The 19,110-nt window shown below is 67.8% G+C and carries 19 protein-coding genes; 8 read left to right on the top strand and 11 right to left on the bottom strand.

Annotation, left to right across the window (positions count from 1 at the left end; all coding sequences use genetic code 11):
* Positions 1–22: 22 nt before the first annotated feature.
* From ACOQPP_RS20250 to ACOQPP_RS20240, 3 genes are all read right to left on the bottom strand, one after another.
* On the bottom strand, positions 23–931 hold the full coding sequence (locus ACOQPP_RS20250; protein WP_420637346.1) for a TlpA family protein disulfide reductase: 909 nt from the start codon (positions 929–931) through the stop codon (positions 23–25).
* Entirely contained in the window at positions 874–2,220 is a 1,347-nt protein-coding gene (locus tag ACOQPP_RS20245; protein ID WP_420637345.1) for a hypothetical protein, read from the bottom strand. Before ACOQPP_RS20245 ends, ACOQPP_RS20250 begins: the two co-directional genes overlap by 58 nt.
* Positions 2,221–2,419: 199 nt before the next feature.
* On the bottom strand, positions 2,420–2,977 hold the full coding sequence (locus ACOQPP_RS20240) for a TlpA family protein disulfide reductase (RefSeq protein WP_420637344.1): 558 nt from the start codon (positions 2,975–2,977) through the stop codon (positions 2,420–2,422).
* A gap of 643 nt (positions 2,978–3,620) precedes the next feature.
* Between ACOQPP_RS20240 and ACOQPP_RS20235 the strand changes: the two genes are divergently transcribed.
* Positions 3,621–3,878 carry a hypothetical protein gene (locus ACOQPP_RS20235; RefSeq protein WP_420637343.1) on the top strand — a complete coding sequence of 86 codons (258 nt, stop codon included), beginning with the start codon at positions 3,621–3,623 and terminating at the stop codon, positions 3,876–3,878.
* 273 nt (positions 3,879–4,151) lie between these two features.
* On the opposite strand, the gene ACOQPP_RS20230 is transcribed toward ACOQPP_RS20235, so the two are convergent.
* Positions 4,152–4,835, bottom strand: coding sequence for a hypothetical protein (locus ACOQPP_RS20230; protein WP_419164691.1), 684 nt, complete (start codon positions 4,833–4,835; stop codon positions 4,152–4,154).
* Between the two features lie 282 nt (positions 4,836–5,117).
* On the opposite strand from ACOQPP_RS20230, the gene ACOQPP_RS20225 reads away from it, so the two are divergent.
* Genes ACOQPP_RS20225 through ACOQPP_RS20210 form a run of 4 tightly spaced genes read left to right on the top strand, consistent with a single transcriptional unit; the run spans position 5,118 to position 8,787 of the window.
* Positions 5,118–5,558 (top strand): cytochrome c maturation protein CcmE, encoded by a 441-nt coding sequence (locus ACOQPP_RS20225; protein WP_419164690.1) that lies wholly within the window; start codon positions 5,118–5,120, stop codon positions 5,556–5,558.
* A gap of 7 nt (positions 5,559–5,565) precedes the next feature.
* Positions 5,566–7,647 (top strand): heme lyase CcmF/NrfE family subunit, encoded by a 2,082-nt coding sequence (locus ACOQPP_RS20220; protein WP_419164689.1) that lies wholly within the window; start codon positions 5,566–5,568, stop codon positions 7,645–7,647.
* Positions 7,648–7,654: 7 nt separating this feature from the next.
* On the top strand, positions 7,655–8,212 hold the full coding sequence (locus ACOQPP_RS20215; protein WP_420637342.1) for a TlpA family protein disulfide reductase: 558 nt from the start codon (positions 7,655–7,657) through the stop codon (positions 8,210–8,212).
* Positions 8,212–8,787, top strand: coding sequence for a cytochrome c-type biogenesis protein (locus tag ACOQPP_RS20210; protein ID WP_419164687.1), 576 nt, complete (start codon positions 8,212–8,214; stop codon positions 8,785–8,787). Before ACOQPP_RS20215 ends, ACOQPP_RS20210 begins: the two co-directional genes overlap by 1 nt.
* Before the next feature lie 38 nt (positions 8,788–8,825).
* Here ACOQPP_RS20210 and ACOQPP_RS20205 read toward each other — a convergent pair whose 3' ends face one another.
* From ACOQPP_RS20205 to acnA, 4 genes are read right to left on the bottom strand one after another with little or no spacing between them, the layout of a single operon-like run.
* Complete coding sequence (locus ACOQPP_RS20205) at positions 8,826–9,566, bottom strand: ZIP family metal transporter (RefSeq protein WP_419164686.1); 741 nt, start codon at positions 9,564–9,566, stop codon at positions 8,826–8,828.
* The gene (locus ACOQPP_RS20200) at positions 9,566–10,384 is read right to left on the bottom strand and encodes a formylglycine-generating enzyme family protein (protein ID WP_419164685.1); all 819 of its coding nucleotides are present in this window, start codon (positions 10,382–10,384) and stop codon (positions 9,566–9,568) included. Before ACOQPP_RS20200 ends, ACOQPP_RS20205 begins: the two co-directional genes overlap by 1 nt.
* Positions 10,381–11,130, bottom strand: a complete 750-nt coding sequence (locus tag ACOQPP_RS20195) for a ZIP family metal transporter (RefSeq protein WP_419164684.1) — start codon at positions 11,128–11,130, stop codon at positions 10,381–10,383. Before ACOQPP_RS20195 ends, ACOQPP_RS20200 begins: the two co-directional genes overlap by 4 nt.
* 51 nt (positions 11,131–11,181) lie before the next feature.
* Positions 11,182–13,965 carry an aconitate hydratase AcnA gene (acnA, locus tag ACOQPP_RS20190; protein WP_420637341.1) on the bottom strand — a complete coding sequence of 928 codons (2,784 nt, stop codon included), beginning with the start codon at positions 13,963–13,965 and terminating at the stop codon, positions 11,182–11,184.
* 296 nt (positions 13,966–14,261) lie between these two features.
* On the opposite strand from acnA, the gene ACOQPP_RS20185 reads away from it, so the two are divergent.
* Genes ACOQPP_RS20185 through ACOQPP_RS20175 form a run of 3 tightly spaced genes read left to right on the top strand, consistent with a single transcriptional unit; the run spans position 14,262 to position 17,576 of the window.
* Positions 14,262–15,545 (top strand): ABC transporter substrate-binding protein, encoded by a 1,284-nt coding sequence (locus tag ACOQPP_RS20185; RefSeq protein WP_419164682.1) that lies wholly within the window; start codon positions 14,262–14,264, stop codon positions 15,543–15,545.
* Positions 15,542–16,282, top strand: coding sequence for a hypothetical protein (locus ACOQPP_RS20180; RefSeq protein WP_420637340.1), 741 nt, complete (start codon positions 15,542–15,544; stop codon positions 16,280–16,282). Before ACOQPP_RS20185 ends, ACOQPP_RS20180 begins: the two co-directional genes overlap by 4 nt.
* A gap of 1 nt (position 16,283) precedes the next feature.
* Positions 16,284–17,576, top strand: coding sequence for an OFA family MFS transporter (locus tag ACOQPP_RS20175; protein ID WP_419164680.1), 1,293 nt, complete (start codon positions 16,284–16,286; stop codon positions 17,574–17,576).
* A 37-nt stretch (positions 17,577–17,613) separates the two neighbouring features.
* Here ACOQPP_RS20175 and ACOQPP_RS20170 read toward each other — a convergent pair whose 3' ends face one another.
* The 3 genes from ACOQPP_RS20170 to ACOQPP_RS20160 are packed head-to-tail and all read right to left on the bottom strand — an operon-like array spanning position 17,614 to position 19,099.
* Positions 17,614–18,036: a type II toxin-antitoxin system VapC family toxin gene (locus ACOQPP_RS20170; RefSeq protein WP_420637339.1), complete on the bottom strand. Its 423-nt coding sequence runs from the start codon at positions 18,034–18,036 to the stop codon at positions 17,614–17,616.
* Positions 18,037–18,042: 6 nt separating this feature from the next.
* The gene (locus tag ACOQPP_RS20165) at positions 18,043–18,279 is read right to left on the bottom strand and encodes a FitA-like ribbon-helix-helix domain-containing protein (protein ID WP_419164678.1); all 237 of its coding nucleotides are present in this window, start codon (positions 18,277–18,279) and stop codon (positions 18,043–18,045) included.
* A 58-nt stretch (positions 18,280–18,337) separates the two neighbouring features.
* Positions 18,338–19,099, bottom strand: coding sequence for a DUF1295 domain-containing protein (locus ACOQPP_RS20160; RefSeq protein ID WP_420637338.1), 762 nt, complete (start codon positions 19,097–19,099; stop codon positions 18,338–18,340).
* Positions 19,100–19,110: the final 11 nt, after the last annotated feature.

The raw sequence follows: 19,110 nt of genomic DNA, 5'->3' as shown, positions 1-19,110 counted from the left end.
TCAAAATCGGGTTGTCCACATCTCATCCAGATCCCAACAATTCAAAATCGGCGTTCGAGAGATCCGGGAAACGCGGGTCCACCACCGAATGATCGATTGCATCCAGCGCGACCACGACGGCCGCCACGCCCCTTTGACCGGCCCGCCCGGATTCGGCGTCCGTAAGGGGACGGTACACCGCCACCCGGGCGCCACTGGGTACTCGCCGCCGCTGCCCGGAAAGCGGTGTAGATACTCCGCCCAGACACCGTCCGGATCCTTCCGGAGCCGAGCGGACTCCGCGCACGATGTCTCCGTTCCTAGTGCCCGCGAAGTACTCGCACGCCCAGTTGCGGGGTGGCGATGTCGTTGCGCACCGAACATCAGAGCGCCCGCGAACACGGAGCGCGACCAGCGGAACGCTCCCTGCCCGATAAAGGCGCGACAGCTTCTCCTGCGGAAACGTCGTGATCGGGAAGCGGAGGCCGTGTCGGTCCCGGTACTCCGCGACCGGGCCATCGGCGTCCAGCACCACCCCGACCACCTCCACATCTGCGTGCTCTCGCACGCTCCTGTCGGTGATCTCCCGCCACGCGGGGAGCGAGGCGAGACAGAACTCGCATGTGGTCGTGAAGAAGAACACGAGTTGCCGGCCGACCTCGCGTTCCCCTAGCGTGATCGGCGCTCCGTCAATCGTCCGGTTCGTAAACGTGGGGACCGAATACCCCGGCTGCGGTGACCTGAGGCGGTCCCGCAACTCCGAATGCTGTCCGGCCAGATCGTCGCGCTGTCCGACCATCCAGAAGATCAGCACGCCGCCGAGGACCAACCCGGTGTACAGAAGGACTCTCTCCCATCTCGACGGCGCATATATTTCGCTGATGACGAGTGCCCCTACCCGGTTCGGCACCAACTCCATCGTCGCCTCGGTGCCGCCCCCGACGACTTCCACAATCCGTCCCGAGGCCAGTGCCGCCGCCACCGGCGGGCCGCGCTTGAGGCGGACGTAATTGGGCCACGCAAACCCCGTACTTGACCGGCCCGCCCGGATTCGGCGTCCGTAAGGGGACCCGCCGCTCCAGAAAGGCGAAGGCGCTGTGGAGTCAGCAACAAGTCCGCAGCCCCCGACACGAATCCCCCTCCCAGCTGGTCGAACGTCTCGTGCACGACCCCGTCACAGCGTTCGTACCGCTGATCCTGGAGCGCCTCGGCCCTCTCCAACCACATGACGTCGATGAGGGCTGTGGCCGCGACCCTTATCAACGTTACGTCCCCGCCAGAAAGGCGACGGACGGTCCGCTGCAGGCTCGCCGTGTCCACTTCATTCGCGATGAACAGCGAATGACCGTTATAGAAGAGCAGTCCGTGCCCGTGCGGCCAGGACCGGAGTCCGATCTCGACCAGATTGGGGACAGCGGGGTTGTCCACATCTCCAGATCCCAGCAATTCAAAATCGGCGTTCGAGAGATCCGGGAAACGCGGGTCCACCACCGAATGATCGATTGCATCCAGCGCGACCACGACGGCGTCGCCGGGCGCCACTGGGTACTCGCCGCCGCTGCCCGGAAAGCGGTGTAGATACTCCGCCCAGACACCGTCCGGATCCTTCCGGAGCCGAGCGGACTCCGCGCACGATGTCTCCGGGGTGGCGATGTCGTTGAGCTGCACCCGACCAAACGTCAACCCGTCCAGGAACACTGTCTGCTGCGAATTGTTGTACAACTCGAAGTACATGTGAAAGTTGTACCTGAGTTCCGCGACGGGCGGCGACGGCGCATATATTTCGCTGATGACGAGTGCCCCTACCCGGTTCGGCACCAACTCCATCGTCGCCTCGGTGCCGCCCCCGACGACTTCAGCAATCCGTCCCGAGGCCAGTGCCGCCACACCGGCCTGCGCCGATTCTGCATCCGTAAGGGGACGGTACACCGCCACGCGATAGCGGCCGGACACCAGTTGGGGCAGGTAGGCCGTGCCCCGGTCGTCCGTGACGGCCGTCTCCCAGGCGAAATCGGTCCCGATGCGGTGTACGCGCACTTCCGCGCCCGGCACGCCGCCGGCCCAGCCCAGAGCCTCCGCGACACCCGCCGCCTCGGAGGCCACGCCCACATTGACCGTGAGCCCCGGCCGGAGGTGACGACCGTCCCCGCCGGGCGGGGGATCCGACACCCCCACTTCGCCCCCGCAACCCACGCCGAGGCCAGCCACCACCACGCCGGTCAGAATCAGTCGCCTATGCACGAACTCCCCCGATAGAGATGGCCTTGGGGCCGGCCCCCGAGCCGACGAAAATCGGCCGGACGACCGACCCCGAAAGCCGGTTCCGCCCTTACACGACTGCGAACTCGGCTAGAAGAGGCACATGCAGCACCCACTGGGCAAGCAGGCACCTCCGTTCCTAGTGCCCGCGAAGTACTCGCACGCCCAGTTGCAATGGAAGTCATTCCAACAGACGTTGACCGGGGTGTCGCACCACGTCGACCCGGTCGAGGCGAACGCCTGCTGCGCACCGAACATCAGAGCACCCGCGAACACGGAGCGCGACCAGCGGAACGCTCCCTGCCCGATAAAGGCGCGACAGCTTCTCCTGCGGAAACGTCGTGATCGGGAAGCGGAGGCCGTGTCGGTCCCGGTACTCCGCGACCGGGCCATCGGCGTCCAGCACCACCCCGACCACCTCCACATCTGCGTGCTCTCGCACGCTCCTGTCGGTGATCTCCCGCCACGCGGGGAGCGAGGCGAGACAGAACTCGCATGTGGTCGTGAAGAAGAACACGAGTTGCCGGCCGACCTCGCGTTCCCCTAGCGTGATCGGCGCTCCGTCAATCGTCCGGTTCGTAAACGTGGGGACCGAATACCCCGGCTGCGGTGACCTGAGGCGGTCCCGCAACTCCGAATGCTGTCCGGCCAGATCGTCGTGCTGTCCGACCATCCAGAAGATCAGCACGCCGCCGAGGACCAACCCGGTGTACAGAAGGACTCTCTCCCATCTCGACATGAAGCGCCGCCTCCCCTCTGGATTCTGCGCAGCACGACCGGAGCGTTCTCGACCATTTGGGGCACCTCGGCCGGTGGGCCGTGACATACCCTCACACTTGATATGCTTTGAGTCGGTGAAACGTCACGCGCCGATCCGGAAGCCCTCGGGGAACGGAGATCGAGCCACCGCACGACCAGGTGGACCGGCCGCAAGTCGACCGGGCTCATCGAGCGCTTCCACCGCACGCTCCTGGACGAGCGCCTCAGGGGTGAAGAGACGAACCACTTGGGACGATTCAGTCAGCGAGATGCAGGAGGATCTGGACGCCTACATCGAGACTTTAAAGGGGGACCGCCATGTCCAGCGTAACGGGATTGCCGGGATAGTCGTGATGGGTCGTGGGCGGCAGCCATCGACTTTTCTGCTCTCCTTGGCTGCCCCTGCGGCTCAGGACTGCCGAGAACGCGCCCTCGTTCAGACTTCCGCATAGAGTCGATCACGGCCGCCATCGCGTCATACGAGTTGACGATGGCCTCGTCCTGTGTGTCTCCCTCGGTTATCAGTTCCGGCAGGCAGGGGCATGTGACGGTATAGCCCCCTTCCGGCTGGGGTTCGAGAACGAGGGTAACGCGAAACACTACGTTCAGCCGCCGCATCGTCAATGCAACGCCCGCGGTTCCCGATCTCCGACGCCGTCCTCGTCGTATGGGCCGTCTTCGTCGGATGGAAAGAGTTCAGCCTGATCGGCGTCGGATGGCAATTCGAGGTCGCGCGTGCGCACGACCGGTATGCCTGCGGCGGTTCCCAGTTTGTAAACGTCGTCGCGCCGCCTACCTTCGCGATGGCCACGATTTGGCAGTCGAACTTCAACTTGGCCCACGTTTCAGGACCCTTTCCCGGTCTCTTCTTCAGCATCTGAGCCAACTCGATCGCGGCTCGTTGGTCGAACGGTTCGATGCTGAACACGCCTCGTTTATTCGGGAGAGCGATGATCTGCCGGGTCTCGAGCGGACTTCTCCTTATGAGTACTTCAGAGAGAACGGGTGCGGGGATGGCAATGATTTCGCCGGGCTTATCGTCGAGCTGGGCTACGAGGTGTTGGATGCGCTGCCTGGCGTATGGCAGAGGCCGGCCCTGGGCGTCTTTCGGCCCGGGGATGTCCGGCCGGAGAAACAGAAGCAGCATGGTGGCATCAATCACCACCATTGTCTGCCCGCCCACCTCGGATGCGCTCTACGTCCCGATAGTCTTCTTCGGTCCAGTCTCCCGCCGCAGTTCGAAGCTCGTCAAGGGCTTCGGCAACGCTCGTTCGCGCCACGGGCTCGTAACCCTCGATTCTGAAACGATTGAGCCTCCACCGCCCCTCGGCATCCCGCAGCCAGGAGCCGTTCCCCTTCAATCGCACGTGTTCGAACAGGTGCCGGGCCAGGCTCTTGGCCATCTCCCTGTCCGTATGGCATCCGGAGATCCTGCTGCCTTCGGACTCGATGAGTACGGGGATCCGATCCCCGGTTCCGCCTACCCGCACGACGATACCGAAGATGTGCCCCGGCTGATTCACCAGGGGGAACGCCTCCTCGGCATCCTCCCTGCCGGGGAATTCGAGGATTCCTGGACCCGTCGTCCGTTCTCTCAAAACAGCCCGCGCGCCGTCCTCTCGCAGGTATTCGTTCACGCTCAGATAGGCAGCCTGGGCGTCGCGCGGACCCCGGCCCTTGCCGACCGCGTCTACTCGGGCACGAACGTTCGTGGCGGCGTCGGCATCGATCGCATGCACGAGCTCAACGCTGCCTTCCTCGATCCCCACCAGGTGGACGTACTTGGGCTCGCCGAGGATGTCGGCCAACCTCGCCAGGTACTGCGCGAGACGCGCCATGGGCAGCGTGTCCGGTGTGAACGCATCGATCTTGAACCGGTACTCCGCAGCGCTTGGCGCTCTCCGCTGTCTCGTGGATTTCGGTGTTGCCGGAGTCACGTTCGTCTCATGTTCTCAAAGGGACGTAATCGCGGGGAAGTATACGTGAGCGTCGAAGATGGGGTCCAGCGGGCGGCGGACCTCCGTGCGCGCCGTGGCAGAGGTGGCGCGGGGCGTGCATCTTGGAGGGATCTCCGGCGAAGTGTTTCGGATTCGGGAGAACGCGTCGAGAAATGCTGAAGAATGCTGAAGAATAAAGTGTGGAGGCTCGTCGGCCTCGCGGCGATCGCCGTGGCGATCACGGTGCTCGCGGCGGGCGGGTTGAGCGAGAACATGGTGTTCTTCCTCACGCCCGTGGAACTGGAGGAGCGGGCGCAGGAGGTGACCGGGAAGCCGATCCGGCTCGGCGCCCAGGTGAAGCCGGGGAGCGTAGACTGGAACGCGGACGCGACCGAACTGCGCTTCGTGCTCGCCGAGGAGGGCGTCGAGATCTCCGTCGAGAGCACCGGGGCTCCGCCCGCAATGTTCCAGGCAGGGATGGGGGTCGTGGTGGAGGGCGTGTACGGACACGACCGGGTCTTCCGCGCCACCAACCTCATGGTCAAGCATTCGAACGAGTACGCGCCGCCGGACCACCCGGGGGACGCGAGCGAGACGTACCAGTCCCTGATCGAAGGGACGTAGCCCTCCGATGCTGAGCACGCTCGGATACGCCTCCGTCATCGCGGGGTTGATGGGGGCGCTCCTGGCCGTCGCCGCCGGGGCCCACGCCGGGCTGGGCCGCTCCGGCGGCGAGACCTCGACCGCCCTCGCCCGCCGGGCCGCATACTTCGCCTTCTTCGCCATGTCGGCCGGGATGGCCGTGATGGAGGTCGCCCTCCTCACGCACGACTTCAGCGTCGAATACGTGGCGCGCGTGGGGAGCCTCGAGACGCCCACCTACTACACGGCGATCTCCCTCTGGAGCAGCCTCGAGGGGTCGATCCTGTTCTGGGCCTGGATCCTCGCCGGCTACGGCGCGCTCCTCGCCTTCACACGCCGGCGGGAGTGGGAGGCGCACCGCGCCGCGGGGGGACGCGTGACGGCCATTCAGGGCGGCCTCGCGCCGGGGCTGCGCACGACGCCGCTCGTCATCGCGGTCATCGGCGCCGTCCAGTTGTTCTTCTTCGGGCTCCTGGCCGGTCCCGCGAACCCGTTCGGGCTCGTCGATCCGGCGCCGCTCAACGGGCCCGGCCCGAACCCGCTGCTCCAGAACCACCCGCTCATGGGCCTGCACCCGCCCATGCTCTACTTCGGGTTCGTGGGGATGACGGTGCCGTTCGCGTTCGCCATCGCCGGCCTCGTGCGCGGGAACGTGGAGGCGCGCTGGCTGCGCGATTCGCGGCGCTGGATGGTCGCCGGGTGGGCCTTCCTCACGATGGGGATCATCGGGGGCGGCTGGTGGTCGTACGAGGTCCTGGGCTGGGGCGGGGCCTGGGCGTGGGACCCGGTGGAGAACGCCTCCTTCCTCCCCTGGCTCACGGCCACCGCCTTCCTGCACTCGGCGATGGTCCAGGAGCGGCGGGGGATGCTGAAGACGTGGAACCTGTCGCTGATGATCGGGACCTTCCTCCTCACCCTGTTCGGGACGTTCCTCACCCGCTCGGGCGTCATCGACTCGGTACACGCCTTCACCGAGGGCGTGATCGGACCCGCGTTCCTCGGGTTCATCGCGTTCGTGGCCCTCGGGTCGCTCGCGCTGATCGGGTGGCGGAGCAACCGCCTGCACGCGCCGGGACAGGTGGAGAGCGCCGTGTCGCGGGAATCGGCGTTCATCCTCAACAACCTGCTCCTCGTCGGGTTCACGTTCACGGTCCTGCTGGGGACGATGTGGCCGCTCGTCGTGGAGGCACTCCGCGGGGACCGGATCTCGGTCGGACCGCCGTACTTCGACAGCGTCGCGAGCCCGATCGGACTGGCGCTCCTCTTCCTCATGGGGATCGGTCCCGCGCTCCCGTGGCGGCGCACGAGCCGCGAGCAAATCGCTCGGTCGTTCGCGTGGCCGGTGATGATGGGGCTCGCGGCCGGGGTGGGGGCGCTGGCGTTCGGGATGCGTGCCTTCCTCCCCATTCTCACGATCGTCTTCGCGGCCTTCGTCCTCACGACGATCTTCCAGGAGTTCCAGAAGGGGATCGCGGCGCGGCGGCGGATCGCGGAGCGCTCGGTAGGCGGGGCGCTGGCGGACCTCTTCACCCGAAACGGGGCACGCTACGGCGGCTACGTGGTGCATGTCGGCGTGGTGGTGATCGCGCTGGCGATCTCGGTGGCGTGGACGTGGAAGGTCGAGCGCGAGATGACGCTCCGGGCCGGGGAACGACTGGCGATCGAGGACTACGAGATCGAGTTCGTCGAGGCCTGGGGACGTGAGGAGGCGCACCGCTACGTGATCGGCGCGACGTTCGATGCCTACCGCGACGGCCGGGGGATCGGGCAGGAGCAGCCGCGGCTCAACTTCTATACCGCGACCCAGCAGACGATCGCCACGCCGTCGGTGAAGAGCTCGCTGACGAGCGACCTCTACCTCACGCTGATGGCGGTCGAGCCGGAGCGGGGCGAGCACGTGACGGTGCGGGCGATCGTGAACCCGGGCATCGTCTGGCTGTGGATCGGGGGGATGATCATGGGGCTCGGCGCCCTCCTCGCGATCTGGCCCCGGCGCCGGGATCGGATGCAGGCGGCGGGGGCCGAACTCATGGCCGAGCCGGCGGCGGACGCGCCGCCGAGAGTGGCGTGAGGGTCGCGTGAAGGGATGGCGGCGGTGGGCGCTCCCGCTCTGGGCCGTCCCCGTTCTGGCGCTCCTCTACTGGGGGCTGGGTCAGGACCAGCGCCGGCTGCCGTCCGCGCTGGAGGGCCGCGAGGCACCCGCCTTCCGCCTCGCGAACCTCTACGACCCGACCGACTCGCTGAGCCTGGGCGACCTCGATGGCAAGGTCGTCGTGCTCAACTACTGGGCCTCGTGGTGCATCCCCTGCATCGGCGAGCACCCCATCCTCGTGCGGCTGCGCGAGCATTACGACCCCGACGAGGTGGCGCTCGTCGGCGTGCTCTTTCAGGATGCGCCGGAGAACGGGAAGCGTTTCATCGAGGAACTGGGCGGCGAGTGGCCGCTCGTCCTCGACCCGGGCAGCCGGACCGCCATCGAGTACGGCGTGTACGGGGTGCCCGAGACGTACTTCATCGGTGCGGATGGGATCGTGGCGCTGCGGCACGACCTGGCGGTCACGTGGGACCTCGTGACCCGTACCGTCGACTCGCTGCTCGTGGCGCGGCGCGCGGGCGCTTCCGGGGCGGGCAGCTGATGCGCGGGACGTCGCGCAGGCCGCTGCGCAGGCCGGCCGGGGCGCTCACGCTCCTCCTTCCGCTGGTCGCCCTCGAGCTCTCGGGTCGAACGCTCCAGGCCCAGACCGTCGATGGCGCGCTGGACGGAACCGAGCGGCCGCCCGCGCCCGGCGAGGCCGTCCCCAGCGCCGAGATCGATGCGAAGACGGCCCAGATTGGCGCCACCCTGCGCTGCCCCATCTGCCGCCAGCAGTCCGTCGCCGAGTCCTCGTCCCGGATCGCGCGCGAGATGCAGGGCGTGATCCGCACCATGCTCATGGACGGCAGCACCGCCGAGGAGATCGAGGCCTACTTCGTCGAGGCCTACGGCCCGTGGATCCTGCTGAGGCCGCGGGCGGAGGGGATCAACCTCTTCGTCTACATCGGTCCGGCCGTGGCGTTCGCCCTCGGAGGACTGCTGGTGGCGCGCCGCATCCGCCGCCGGCAGAGGGATGAAGCGGAAGACCCCGCCGAGGCCGCCCGCCCGACGCCGGGCCGGGATCCGCTGCGCAAGGCCGACCGCAAGTGGATCGAGGCGGCGATCAAGGGATCCTGACGGACATCGCGCGTTCCCGCGGGAACGTCTCCTGGGTGTCAGCCGAGCGCGCGCTGGAAGAGGACCATCCCCACCAGCGTGAGGCTCACGAGCAGCGCCACGGCCGGCTTCCTCTCGGTCTCGTAGGCCTCGGGGAGGAGTTCGACCAGCACCATGAACACCATGGCGCCCGCCGCGAAACCGATCCCGTAGGGCAGCGCCGGCCGGAACACCTCGACGAAGAGGAACGCGGGCACCGCCATCAGCGGCTGCGGGAGCGACGAGAAGATGCTCCAGCCCGCGCACTTCCACACCGAGACGCCGCGCGGGCGCAGCACGGCGCTGATCGCCAGCCCCTCGGGGATGTTGTGCACCGCGATCGCCACCGTGATCACGGTCGCCAGCGTGACGCCGCCCCCGAACGAGACGCCGACGGCCACACCCTCCGAGAAGGAGTGGACGGTCATGACGATGACCATGAGCGCCATCTGCCGGGCGTCCGCCCCGCGGACGGAGCCGATCTCGAGGTCGTGGCCTTCGAGCGCCCGCTGCGCGACGAGGATGAACGCGACGCCGATCACCGCGCCGAGCAGCGTCTGCCAGCTCCCGTGCGCCGTCCCCTCGGCCACGAGACCGAAGCTGGCTCCGAGCATGAGCCCGGCCGCGAGCGCGTTCGACACCGCGACGGCCCGCGGCGACACGTTCCGCACGAAGGCGAACGGGATCGCGCCCAGCCCCGTGGCGAGCGCCGTGATGAGCCCGTAGATGCCGACAATGACCCACGGATCCGGCGTCTGCATCAGTTCATCGTCCGCGCGACGCGGAAACCGTAGTTGGGATACCGGACCTCCGCCGAGTTCCTGGTGCGGAAGGCGAGGCGGAGGAAGGCCGGACCGTCGACCCACGCCCCTCCCCGCAGTACGCGCTCGGTGCACCCGGGCAACTCCCACGCGCTTCCGTCGCTGGGCGCGCCCGCGTAGCTGTCATGCCAGCAGTCCTGGGTCCACTCCGCGACGTTCCCCAGCACGTCGTACAGACCGAAGGCGTTCGGCTCATAGGAACCCGCGGGCGCCGTCTGTTCGTGCCCGTCCGCGCACGGGGACCATTCGTCCCCGCCGTTCGCATACCGGCACTGACCGGCTTCCGTCTCCGCCCAGTACCGCGCCGTCTCCGCACCCGCACGGGCCGCGTATTCCCACTCCGCCTCGCTCAACAGTCGGTAGTGTTGTCCGGTCTCACGCGACAACCAGGCGACATATTGCTGCGCCTCGTCCCAGGTCACGCTGATGACGGGGCGATCTTCTCTGCCCCAACCCCAGTCGTCGGGTTCACGCTCGCAGGCCAGCGCCCACACACAGGCCCTCCACTCGGAGAAGGTCACTTCGTACACCCCGACCGCGAACGGCGCCGACATCTCCACCCGGTGACGTGGATCCTCGTCCTCCCACCGGTCCGCCTCCGTCGCCGGAGATCCCATCTCGAACGCGCCCGCGGGGATCACAACCAGCTGCGGGCAGTGCGCACAGTCCCGAAACACGTCTCCGGGACCTGGTTCCTGGGCCGCGACGGGAGCCGCGGCGACCAGGAGCATCAGCGAAATCAGGGGGCGCACCCTCACCCTCCCCCTCCCCCGCCCCCGCTGCCGCCGCCGATGAGGACGACGATCCCCATGGCGACGATGGTGACGAGGGCGATCGTCGTGTGGCCCGCCTTGCGGTACGACTCGGGCAGGTGCTCGGCCAGCACGAGATAGACGAGCGCCCCGAACGCGAACCCCAGCGCCCACGGCAGGAGCGACGGCGCCGCCTGAATCAGGGCGACGGCGACGACCGCCATCAGGATCTGGGGGACGTTGCTCACCACGGCGAGGCCGGCGGCGTGCCGCAGACGCACGCCGCGCGCGCGCAGCACGGCGCCGAGCGCGGTCGCCTCGGGCACGTTGTGCACCGCCATGGAGAGCGCGACGAACACGCCGAACGGGAGGCTGACCATGACGGCCGCCCCAATGGCGACCCCCTCCGACGCCGAGTGGAACGCGTTCACGAGCAACACCTTGTACCCGTACGTCTCACTCGACTCGTCCACCCGGTCCAGGTCGAGATCCTCCGTGCCCGAAGCCATGTGCGTGAAGCGGACGAAGGCGATCCCGAGCAGCGCGCCCAGCGCCGCGACATCGAGATTCCGGTCCCGGGTCGCGGTCATGAGGACGAACGCCGCGCCCAGCATCGCGCCGGCGGCGAGCGCGTGCGCCCAGCCGATGGTGAGGCGGGGCACATGCGGCCGCCGCACGAGGGGGAGGACACCCGCCGTGGACATCGCCGCCGCGATCGACGAGAGAAGGAGGACGGCGAGCGCCGGATCCATCAGCGCGTGTCCGTCGCGGGCCCGAGGGCGCCCTCGGGGCGGCCGAGCACGTTACGCCTCCAGCTGCTGGCGGAGGACGGTCTGCAGGATCCCGCCGTTGCGGTAGTAGTCCACCTCGACCTCGGTATCGAGCCGGGCGATCGTCTCGAAACGCGTCTCCGATCCATCGTCCGCGACCGCCGTCACCGCAATCACATCCTTGGGCTGCAGGCCGTCGGCGATCCCGCCGATGCTGAACGTCTCGTTCCCGGTGAGGCCGAGGCTCGCGGCCGTCTCCCCCTCCCGGAACTGCAAGGGCAGGATCCCCATCCCGATGAGGTTCGAACGGTGGATGCGCTCGTAGCTGACGGCGATCACCGCCCTCACGCCCAGGAGGAACGGGCCCTTGGCGGCCCAGTCGCGGCTCGATCCCGAGCCGTAGAGAGCGCCGCCGATGACGATCGTGGGCGTCCCCTCCTCGCGATAGCGCATGGCCGCATCGAAGATCGACGACTGTTCGCCGCTCGGGACGTGGACGGTGAATCCGCCCTCGACCCCCGGCACCATCAGGTTCCTGAGGCGGATGTTCGCGAACGTCCCCCGCATCATCACCTCGTGGTTCCCGCGCCGGGCCCCGTACGAGTTGAAGTCGCGCAGGGCGACGCCGTGCGCGCGGAGGTATTCCCCGGCCGGCGAATTCATGGCGATGGAACCCGCGGGCGAGATGTGGTCCGTCGTCACCGAGTCGCCGAGCAGGGCGAGGCAGCGCGCGTCCTCGATGTCGGCGGGCTCGGACGCCTCCGGCGACATGCCGGCGAAGAAGGTCGGCTGGCGCACGTACCTCGAGGCCTCGTCCCACGCGAAGCGGTCCCCCGTGGGGATGTCGAGCGCGTTCCAGCGCGTGTCCCCCGCGTACACCTCCGAGTACTTGGCCTGGAACATCTCCGTCTTCACGGAGGTGCGGACGGCTTCGTTGATCTCGTCCTGGCTGGGCCAGATGTCTCGCAGGAACACCTCCTCGCCGCGGTCGTTCGTCCCCAGCGGCTCGGCGTAGAGGTCGATGTCCATCCGGCCCGCCAGCGCGTAGGCGACCACGAGGGGTGGCGAGGCGAGGTAGTTGGCGCGGGAATCGGGGCTGATGCGGCCCTCGAAGTTCCGGTTGCCGGAGAGGACGGAGCAGGCGACGAGATCGTTCTCGCGGATCGCGCCGGAGATCTCGGCCGGGAGCGGTCCGCTGTTCCCGATGCAGGTCGTGCAGCCGTATCCCACCACGTGGAAGCCGAGTTGCTCGAAGTACGGCATGAGGCCGGCCTCGTTCAGGTACTCGGTCACGACCATCGAGCCCGGGGCGAGGCTCGTCTTCACCCATGGACGCTGCTGGAGGCCCGACTCGACGGCGTTCCGGGCCAGGAGGCCCGCTCCGACCATCACCGTCGGGTTCGAGGTGTTCGTGCAACTGGTGATCGCCGCGATGACCACGGAGCCGTCGTGGAGCGAGAACTCGTGCGCCTCTCCCTGTTCGTTCGTCAGCCGCACGGCCACGCCCGCCGGCGCCTCGGCGACGGCCACGCCGCCCTCCCCCGCCCCGCCGGACCAGCCCGCGGCCGGGGCACTGGCGCCACCCCCGGCGCCGGGGCCCTTCAGCGTCTCGAGTGCGTCCATGAAGCGCGGCTTGCTCTCGGACAGCGGCACCCGCTGCTGCGGCAGCTTCGGGCCCGCGATCGCCGGCTCGACCGTGGCCAGATCCAGCTCCACGTGGTCGCTGTACTCCGCGGGCTGGGTGTCCGCGTCGTGGAAGAGACCCTGCGCCCGGGCGTACGCCTCGACGAGCGCGACCCGTGCCTCGGTGCGGCCGGTGAAGCGGAGGTAGGAGAGCGTCTCGGCGTCGATCGGGAAGATGGCGCAGGTGGAGCCGAACTCGGGCGACATGTTGCCCAGCGTGGCGCGGTCGGCGAGCGAAAGCCCCGCGAGACCGGGCCCGTAGAACTCGACGAACTTCCCGACGACCCCCGTCCCGCGCAGGACCTCCGTGACCCGGAGCACGAGATCGGTCGCCGTCGCCCCCTCGGGGAGCGCGCCGTGCAGGCGGAACCCGAGCACCCGCGGCACGAGCATGGAGAGGGGCTGGCCCAGCATCGCGGCCTCGGCCTCGATGCCGCCCACGCCCCAGCCCAGCACGCCGAGGCCGTTGATCATCGTCGTGTGGCTGTCCGTGCCGACGACCGTGTCGGGATAGGCCACCCGCCCGCCCCCGGTCGTCTCGTCGAACACGACGCGCGCCAGGTACTCGAGGTTCACCTGGTGCACGATCCCCGTCTCGGGCGGCACGACCTTGAAGTTGTCGAACGCCGTCTGGCCCCAGCGCAGGAAGGCGTAGCGCTCGTGGTTCCGCTCGAACTCCCGCTCGGAGTTGATGAAGAGCGAACGCGGCGTCCCGAACGAGTCGACCTGCACCGAATGGTCGATGACGAGTTCGCACGGCATGAGCGGGTTGATCGAGGCCGGGTCGCCGCCCAGGTCGGCCATCGCGTCGCGCATCGCCGCCAGGTCCACCACGGCGGGAACCCCCGTGAAGTCCTGGAGGAGGACGCGCGCCGGCCGGAAGGAGATCTCCCTCCCGGGCGTCGCCTGCGCGTCCCAGCCCGCGATGGCGGCGATGTCGTCCGCCGTCACGGACTGGCCGTCTTCGTGCCGCGTCAGGTTCTCGAGCACGATCTTGATCGAGAAGGGGAGGCGCGCGAGGTCGCTCCCCGTGGCGGCGGCGACGGCCCGCAGGTCGCGGATCGCGACCGGGCCCCCGGGGGCATCCAGCGAGGCGCGCGCGCCGAAAGAATCGAGATTGGACAGGTTGGACATGGGAGAACCTCATCGGGACCGCGAAGCGTTGATCTACGTCCGCAACCTATCGAATTCGCGGCTGTGGATCGACCGTTCCTCGGCATGTAGTTGAAGATACATCTGGTTCCGAATAAACTCTCTTGGCGGTATCGTCCTGACACGACGTGCCGCCCTTGGCGACGCGCGGGACGACCGACGGACGCAAGGAGTGCGGGATGTCCGGAAGACGAACAGGAGAACAGCCTTCCGCCGACTCTCCAGCCTCGACCGCTGAGACCCCGGTTCCTGCCAGCGGGCTGCTGACGCGTCGCTCCGTGGTCCGTGCCGGCGTCGCGGGCCTCCTCGGGGCGCCCTTCGCCGCTTCCTCGCTCGGCGCCGCCGCCCGCCCGCTCGCGCCCGGCTTGCGCTGGAGCGGACGACGCCCCCGCCAGCCGGACGACGAGATCGTCCTCGGCGTATCGGCGGCCTTCTCCGGCCCTTCCCGGGGCCTCGGCACCGAACTCTACCGCGGCGCCATGGCCTGTTTCGGCCAGGTCAACGAGCAGGGGGGCGTCAACGGCCGCCGCATCGTTCTCAAGCTTTACGACGATGGCTACCAGCCCGACCCGTGCGTGGAGAACACGCTCAAGCTGATGCTGGACGACGAGGTGTTCCTCCTCTTCGGTTACGTGGGCACGCCTACCGTCACCCGCGTGCTGCCGCTGCTGAAGAAGTTCCAGGACCAGCAGATGTACATCTTCTTCCCCTTCACGGGCGCCCAACCGCAGCGTGAGCCGCCCTACGGCGAGTTCGCCTTCAACCTGCGCGCGTCCTACGGACAGGAGACCGCGGGTCTGGTCGACAACTTCGTCCGCATCGGGCGGCGGCGGATCGCCGTCTTCTATCAGGCGGATGCGTACGGACGCAGCGGATGGGCGGGAGTGCGGGCGGCGCTGGCCCGGCATGGCGAAACGATCGCCGGCGAGGCGACCTACAGCCGGGGAACGCAGTTCACCTCCATCATGAGGGCGCAGGTCGAGATCCTGCGGGAGGCCTCCCCCGACGCGGTGATCTGCGTGGGCGCCTACGCCGCGTGCGCCGCCTTCGCCCGCGACGCGATGGATCTGGGCCTGCATGTGCCCGTCGCCAACCTCTCCTTCGTCGGAAGCGAGAACCTGCTGCAGCTGCTCATGGACGCGAACGAGGATGATCCGGCGTACTACACGCCGTGGCTCGTGAACTCGCAGGTCGTGCCCAGCTACGAGGACACGTCCATTCCGGCCGTGCCCGAGTACCGCGAACTGATGGGGCGCTACGACCCCCAGGTGCCGCAGGAACTCGTCAAGGAATCGTACGACCCCTTCCCCAACAGCTTCGTGAGCCTAGAGGGCTATCTGGATGCGAAGCTGCTGGCCGAGATCCTGCGGCGCATCGAAGGGACGCCGGAGCGCGGGAAGCTGAACGACGCGGTCTTCTCGGTGCGCAACTACGATCTGGGGATCGGCGAGCGGGTGTCGTTCGGGCCCGACCGGCGGCAGGGACTCCAGTCCGTGTACTATACGGTCGTCGAGGAGGGCCGCTTCGTCACCCTCAGCGACTGGGAAGCCAAGTTCGCGTGACGCAGCCAGAGCCGCACGACATCCGGATCCGGAAACTCTTCCGGAAGACGCGCTTCGGCATCTTCGTGCTCTTCGGGGCGATCGTTTTCTCTACATCCACGCTCTCCATCCGCACGGTCTCCAGCCAGCTGTCCGAGGAGTACGAGAGCAACAGCGCGAACATCGCCAAGAACATCGCCGATTCGAGCGTCGACATCCTCCTCAACCGCAACCTCGCCACGCTGCAGTCGCTCATCGACCAGTTCGTGGAGATCCAGAGCATCCGGTACATCTACATCACGAGCGACACCGGAGAGATCCTGACCCACACCTTCGTGCCCGGCGTTCCCGCCGTGATCCGCGAGAGCGACCCGCACGTCACCGAGCCGGTCGAACGCAGCCTGCCGGGGATGGGGGATTTCGTCGAGGTCGGGAGTCCGATTCTGGCCGGCCAGGCCGGCACGGTGCACGTGGGGATGGACCTCGACCTGGTGCGGCTGAAGATCCAGCGGGCCACCGGCCAGCAGATCTACCTCATCTGCATCATCCTCATCGTCGGCATCCTGGGCTCGATCTGGTTCGTGAAGCTCGCCGTCACCCCGTTGGAGGACCTCCTCGCGTACGTGGTCGGGCTGGCCAGGCGCGACGGGGACGAGGCGACGGAGGCGAAGATCCTGGCGCGCGACGACGAGATCGGGGAGATGGCCCGCCTCATGCTGCACGCCGTGAAGAGCGAAAAGACTTCGGGAGCGGACTGAGGTGACCACCGAGGGGTGGAAGGCGCCCAGAGTAGCGATCGCCTTCTTCTGCACCGTCCTGCAGGTCTGCTTCGGCACGGTATACGCCTGGAGCTTCTTTCAGACGATTCTGGTCCGGGAGTCGGGCTGGACGTTCACTCAGACATCGCTGGCCTTCTGTATCGCGATCGCCTCGGTCGGGATGGCGGCGGCCTGGGCCGGCCAGTTGTTGCCGAGGGTAGGGCCCCGCCGTCTCGCGCTGGCCGGAAGCACCCTGTTCGCGAGCGGATACGTGATCGCGAGCTTCGCACTGCGCCTGGATTCGATCCTGCTCTTCTATCTTGGCTATGGCGTCGTCGGCGGGGTGGGCATCGGCTTGGGGTACGTGACGCCCGTCGCGACGGCCGCCAAGTGGTTCCCGGACCGCAAGGGGCTGGTGACGGGCATCGTCGTCATGGGCTTCGGCATCGGCGCGCTCCTCCTGAGCAAGGGTCTCGCGCCGCTGCTGGTCCTGCAGACGGAGGGGGATCTCGCGCAGGTCTTCCTTTGGCTGGGGATCGTCTTCGCCTGCATCCTGATCCCGAGCAGCCTGGTCCTCGACGACCCGCCGGCCGCGCAGGTGGCGGCGTGGAAGAAGCCCGGGAGCGTGGGCAAGTACCTGCGTACGAGCCAGTTCGTCATCATCTGGATCGTGTTCTTCTTCAACATCGCCGCTGGCATCTCAGTGATCAGCTTCCAGTCCGAACTCCTGCAGGAGGTGTGGGGGCTGGCCGATCCCGGCATCGAACCGGTGGTCCTGGCGGAGTACGGGGCGACGCTCATCGCCGCGAGTTCCGTGTGCAACGGACTGGGACGGATCCTGTGGGCCTGGCTGTCCGACCGCATCGGGCGGGTGGCCGTGTTCAGAATCCTCCTCGCGAGTCAGATGGTGGTGTTCGGCGTCCTCATGACCGAGTCCAACCCGTGGGTGTTCTCGGCGCTCGTGTGCTACGTGCTCCTCTGCTTCGGGGGCGGGTTCGCGACCATGCCCTCCTTCATCCTCGACGTGTACGGCCCGCGCATCATGACGAAGGTCTACGGCGCGATCCTCACCGCCTGGGCCGCGGCCGGCATCTGCGGCCCGCTGTACGTGGGGTATCTGAAGGACAGCTATCCCGACCGGGCGGTGATGTACTGCTTCCTCATCGGGATCCTCATGCTCGGCGCGGGCTACCTGTTCTCCTACCTGCTGGACGACGACCGCGTCCGCATCGGCCGCCCCACGGTGAAGCAGACGCTGGAGCGCTACGGAATCCCGGCTCCGGGACGCTCCTGACGATCAGGACCGGCCAAGTCGATCCCGGAGGTTCGGATCAGGCAGGCGAACCCGGGGCGGAGGGGGCGAAGACCTCGACGGCAATCGGGAGCTGCGGCACTCGTGCCAGGCGGCCGTCCGTGGTCAGGAGCGGAGCATCGAGGATCTCGGCCAGCGCGACGTACGCGGCGTCGTACGCGGTGAGGTTGAGGCGGCGCGCCCAGACCCTCTCCAGCAGCACGCCGTGACCGTGCCGCACGAGATCGAGATCGAGCAGGTTACGGAACGCCTCCGCGACGCGGTCCGGCGAGACCGTTCCCGTCCGCTCGTAGCGCCGCAGGACGTTCAAGACTTCGAGGTCGAGGAGTTCGGGGCTGTGCAGCGAGATCCCGGGATCGGCCAGCCTGTCCCGGATCCGGATCCCGGGCCTCGTGCCCACGACCAGTTCGACGACGGCGGATGCGTCGAGAACGACGATCACGCCGGGTCAGCGCCTCTCCCGCTCTTCCCGCAGGACGTCACTCGCAGGTGGGTGAAGATCGATCGGCGGGAGCTGGGCGATGCGCGCGAACAGCTCCTCGCGGGTGGGCTTCTCAAGCGACTGCTCGATCTCCCGCAGGACGTAGTCCGACATCGATGTGCCGGCGAGCGCGGCGCGGGACTTCAACCGGCGGTGAATGTCGTCCGGCACGTTGCGGATCTGCAGCATCTTTGCCATGTGCATAACATGTTTTCATGTGTTCCACATGTCAACGACGGCTGGGAGGGTGTTGTGCGCCTGGTCAGAGCAGCCCGGGGATGACGGCCTTTCGGTCGGAGGGATAGTCCTCGAAGCGCGCCTTGTACCACGCGTGGTGGCTGAGCGCTCTCGGAACCAGGTTCGCGGCCGTGTAGACGAAGAAGGCGAGTCCGGCGAGCGACCACGTGGCGAGCGCCCAGCCGGCCCATTCCAGCAGTTCCCCGAAGTAGTTGGGACAGGAGACCCAGCGAAAGGCGCCGCCGCGCGGGATCGAATAGCCGGTCTCGCCGGGTTTCCGCAGTCCGAGGAGGATGTTGTCGGAATGGTTGTTGATGGCGAAGCCGACGACGAAGACCAGCACTCCGGCCAGGAAGCGAGGATCCCCCAGCCACTGGAGCTCGTACCGGCCGATCTCCGAGACCCAGCGCCCGTTCACGTAGGCGTTGATCACGTTGAAGGTGAAGGCGGAGGCCGCCACGACGACCGGCATCCTCTTCCCCGTCGTCCGCAAACGCAGGGGATGGACGAAGGTTCGATGCAGATAGTGGCACTGCCACAGGCCGAGGAAGATCAGGGGCAGGGTCCCGCCGGCCGACTCTCCCATGAAATAGACGACGGCGAAGAAGGCCGGCGCCGGGAGTTCCATGACGATCCAGCCGACCCTGTTCGAAAGGTCCGGTCCCCAGCCGCTCCCCGAGTAGTGGCGGCCGTAAGGCGCCTTCAGGCGCAGCAGGATCGCGAAGGTCACCGCGGCCAGCGCGAACAGGACCCATACGAGCGCGCCGTGGAATGTCGCTTCAGTCATCGCGACGCGGG

Origin of the sequence: Candidatus Palauibacter sp. (assembly GCF_965222475.1) — a bacterium.
In the GTDB taxonomy this organism is placed as follows: Bacteria; Gemmatimonadota; Gemmatimonadetes; order Palauibacterales; family Palauibacteraceae; genus Palauibacter.
The sequence above is the reverse complement of the archived record's forward strand: the minus strand, read 5'-3'. Positions and strand labels throughout refer to the sequence as shown.

Excerpts from the sequence above, each read along its gene's own strand:
- ACOQPP_RS20205 (WP_419164686.1), bottom strand. The coding sequence starts at position 9,566 with ATGCAGACGCCGGATCCGTGGGTCATTGTCGGCATCTACGGGCTCATC.
- ACOQPP_RS20160 (WP_420637338.1), bottom strand. The coding sequence starts at position 19,099 with ATGACTGAAGCGACATTCCACGGCGCGCTCGTATGGGTCCTGTTCGCG.
- ACOQPP_RS20240 (WP_420637344.1), bottom strand. The coding sequence starts at position 2,977 with ATGTCGAGATGGGAGAGAGTCCTTCTGTACACCGGGTTGGTCCTCGGC.
- acnA (WP_420637341.1), bottom strand. The coding sequence starts at position 13,965 with ATGTCCAACCTGTCCAATCTCGATTCTTTCGGCGCGCGCGCCTCGCTG.
- ACOQPP_RS20225 (WP_419164690.1), top strand. The coding sequence starts at position 5,118 with ATGCTGAAGAATAAAGTGTGGAGGCTCGTCGGCCTCGCGGCGATCGCC.
- ACOQPP_RS20220 (WP_419164689.1), top strand. The coding sequence starts at position 5,566 with ATGCTGAGCACGCTCGGATACGCCTCCGTCATCGCGGGGTTGATGGGG.
- ACOQPP_RS20165 (WP_419164678.1), bottom strand. The coding sequence starts at position 18,279 with ATGCACATGGCAAAGATGCTGCAGATCCGCAACGTGCCGGACGACATT.
- ACOQPP_RS20230 (WP_419164691.1), bottom strand. The coding sequence starts at position 4,835 with ATGGCGCGTCTCGCGCAGTACCTGGCGAGGTTGGCCGACATCCTCGGC.
- ACOQPP_RS20195 (WP_419164684.1), bottom strand. The coding sequence starts at position 11,130 with ATGGATCCGGCGCTCGCCGTCCTCCTTCTCTCGTCGATCGCGGCGGCG.
- ACOQPP_RS20210 (WP_419164687.1), top strand. The coding sequence starts at position 8,212 with ATGCGCGGGACGTCGCGCAGGCCGCTGCGCAGGCCGGCCGGGGCGCTC.
- ACOQPP_RS20235 (WP_420637343.1), top strand. The coding sequence starts at position 3,621 with ATGCAACGCCCGCGGTTCCCGATCTCCGACGCCGTCCTCGTCGTATGG.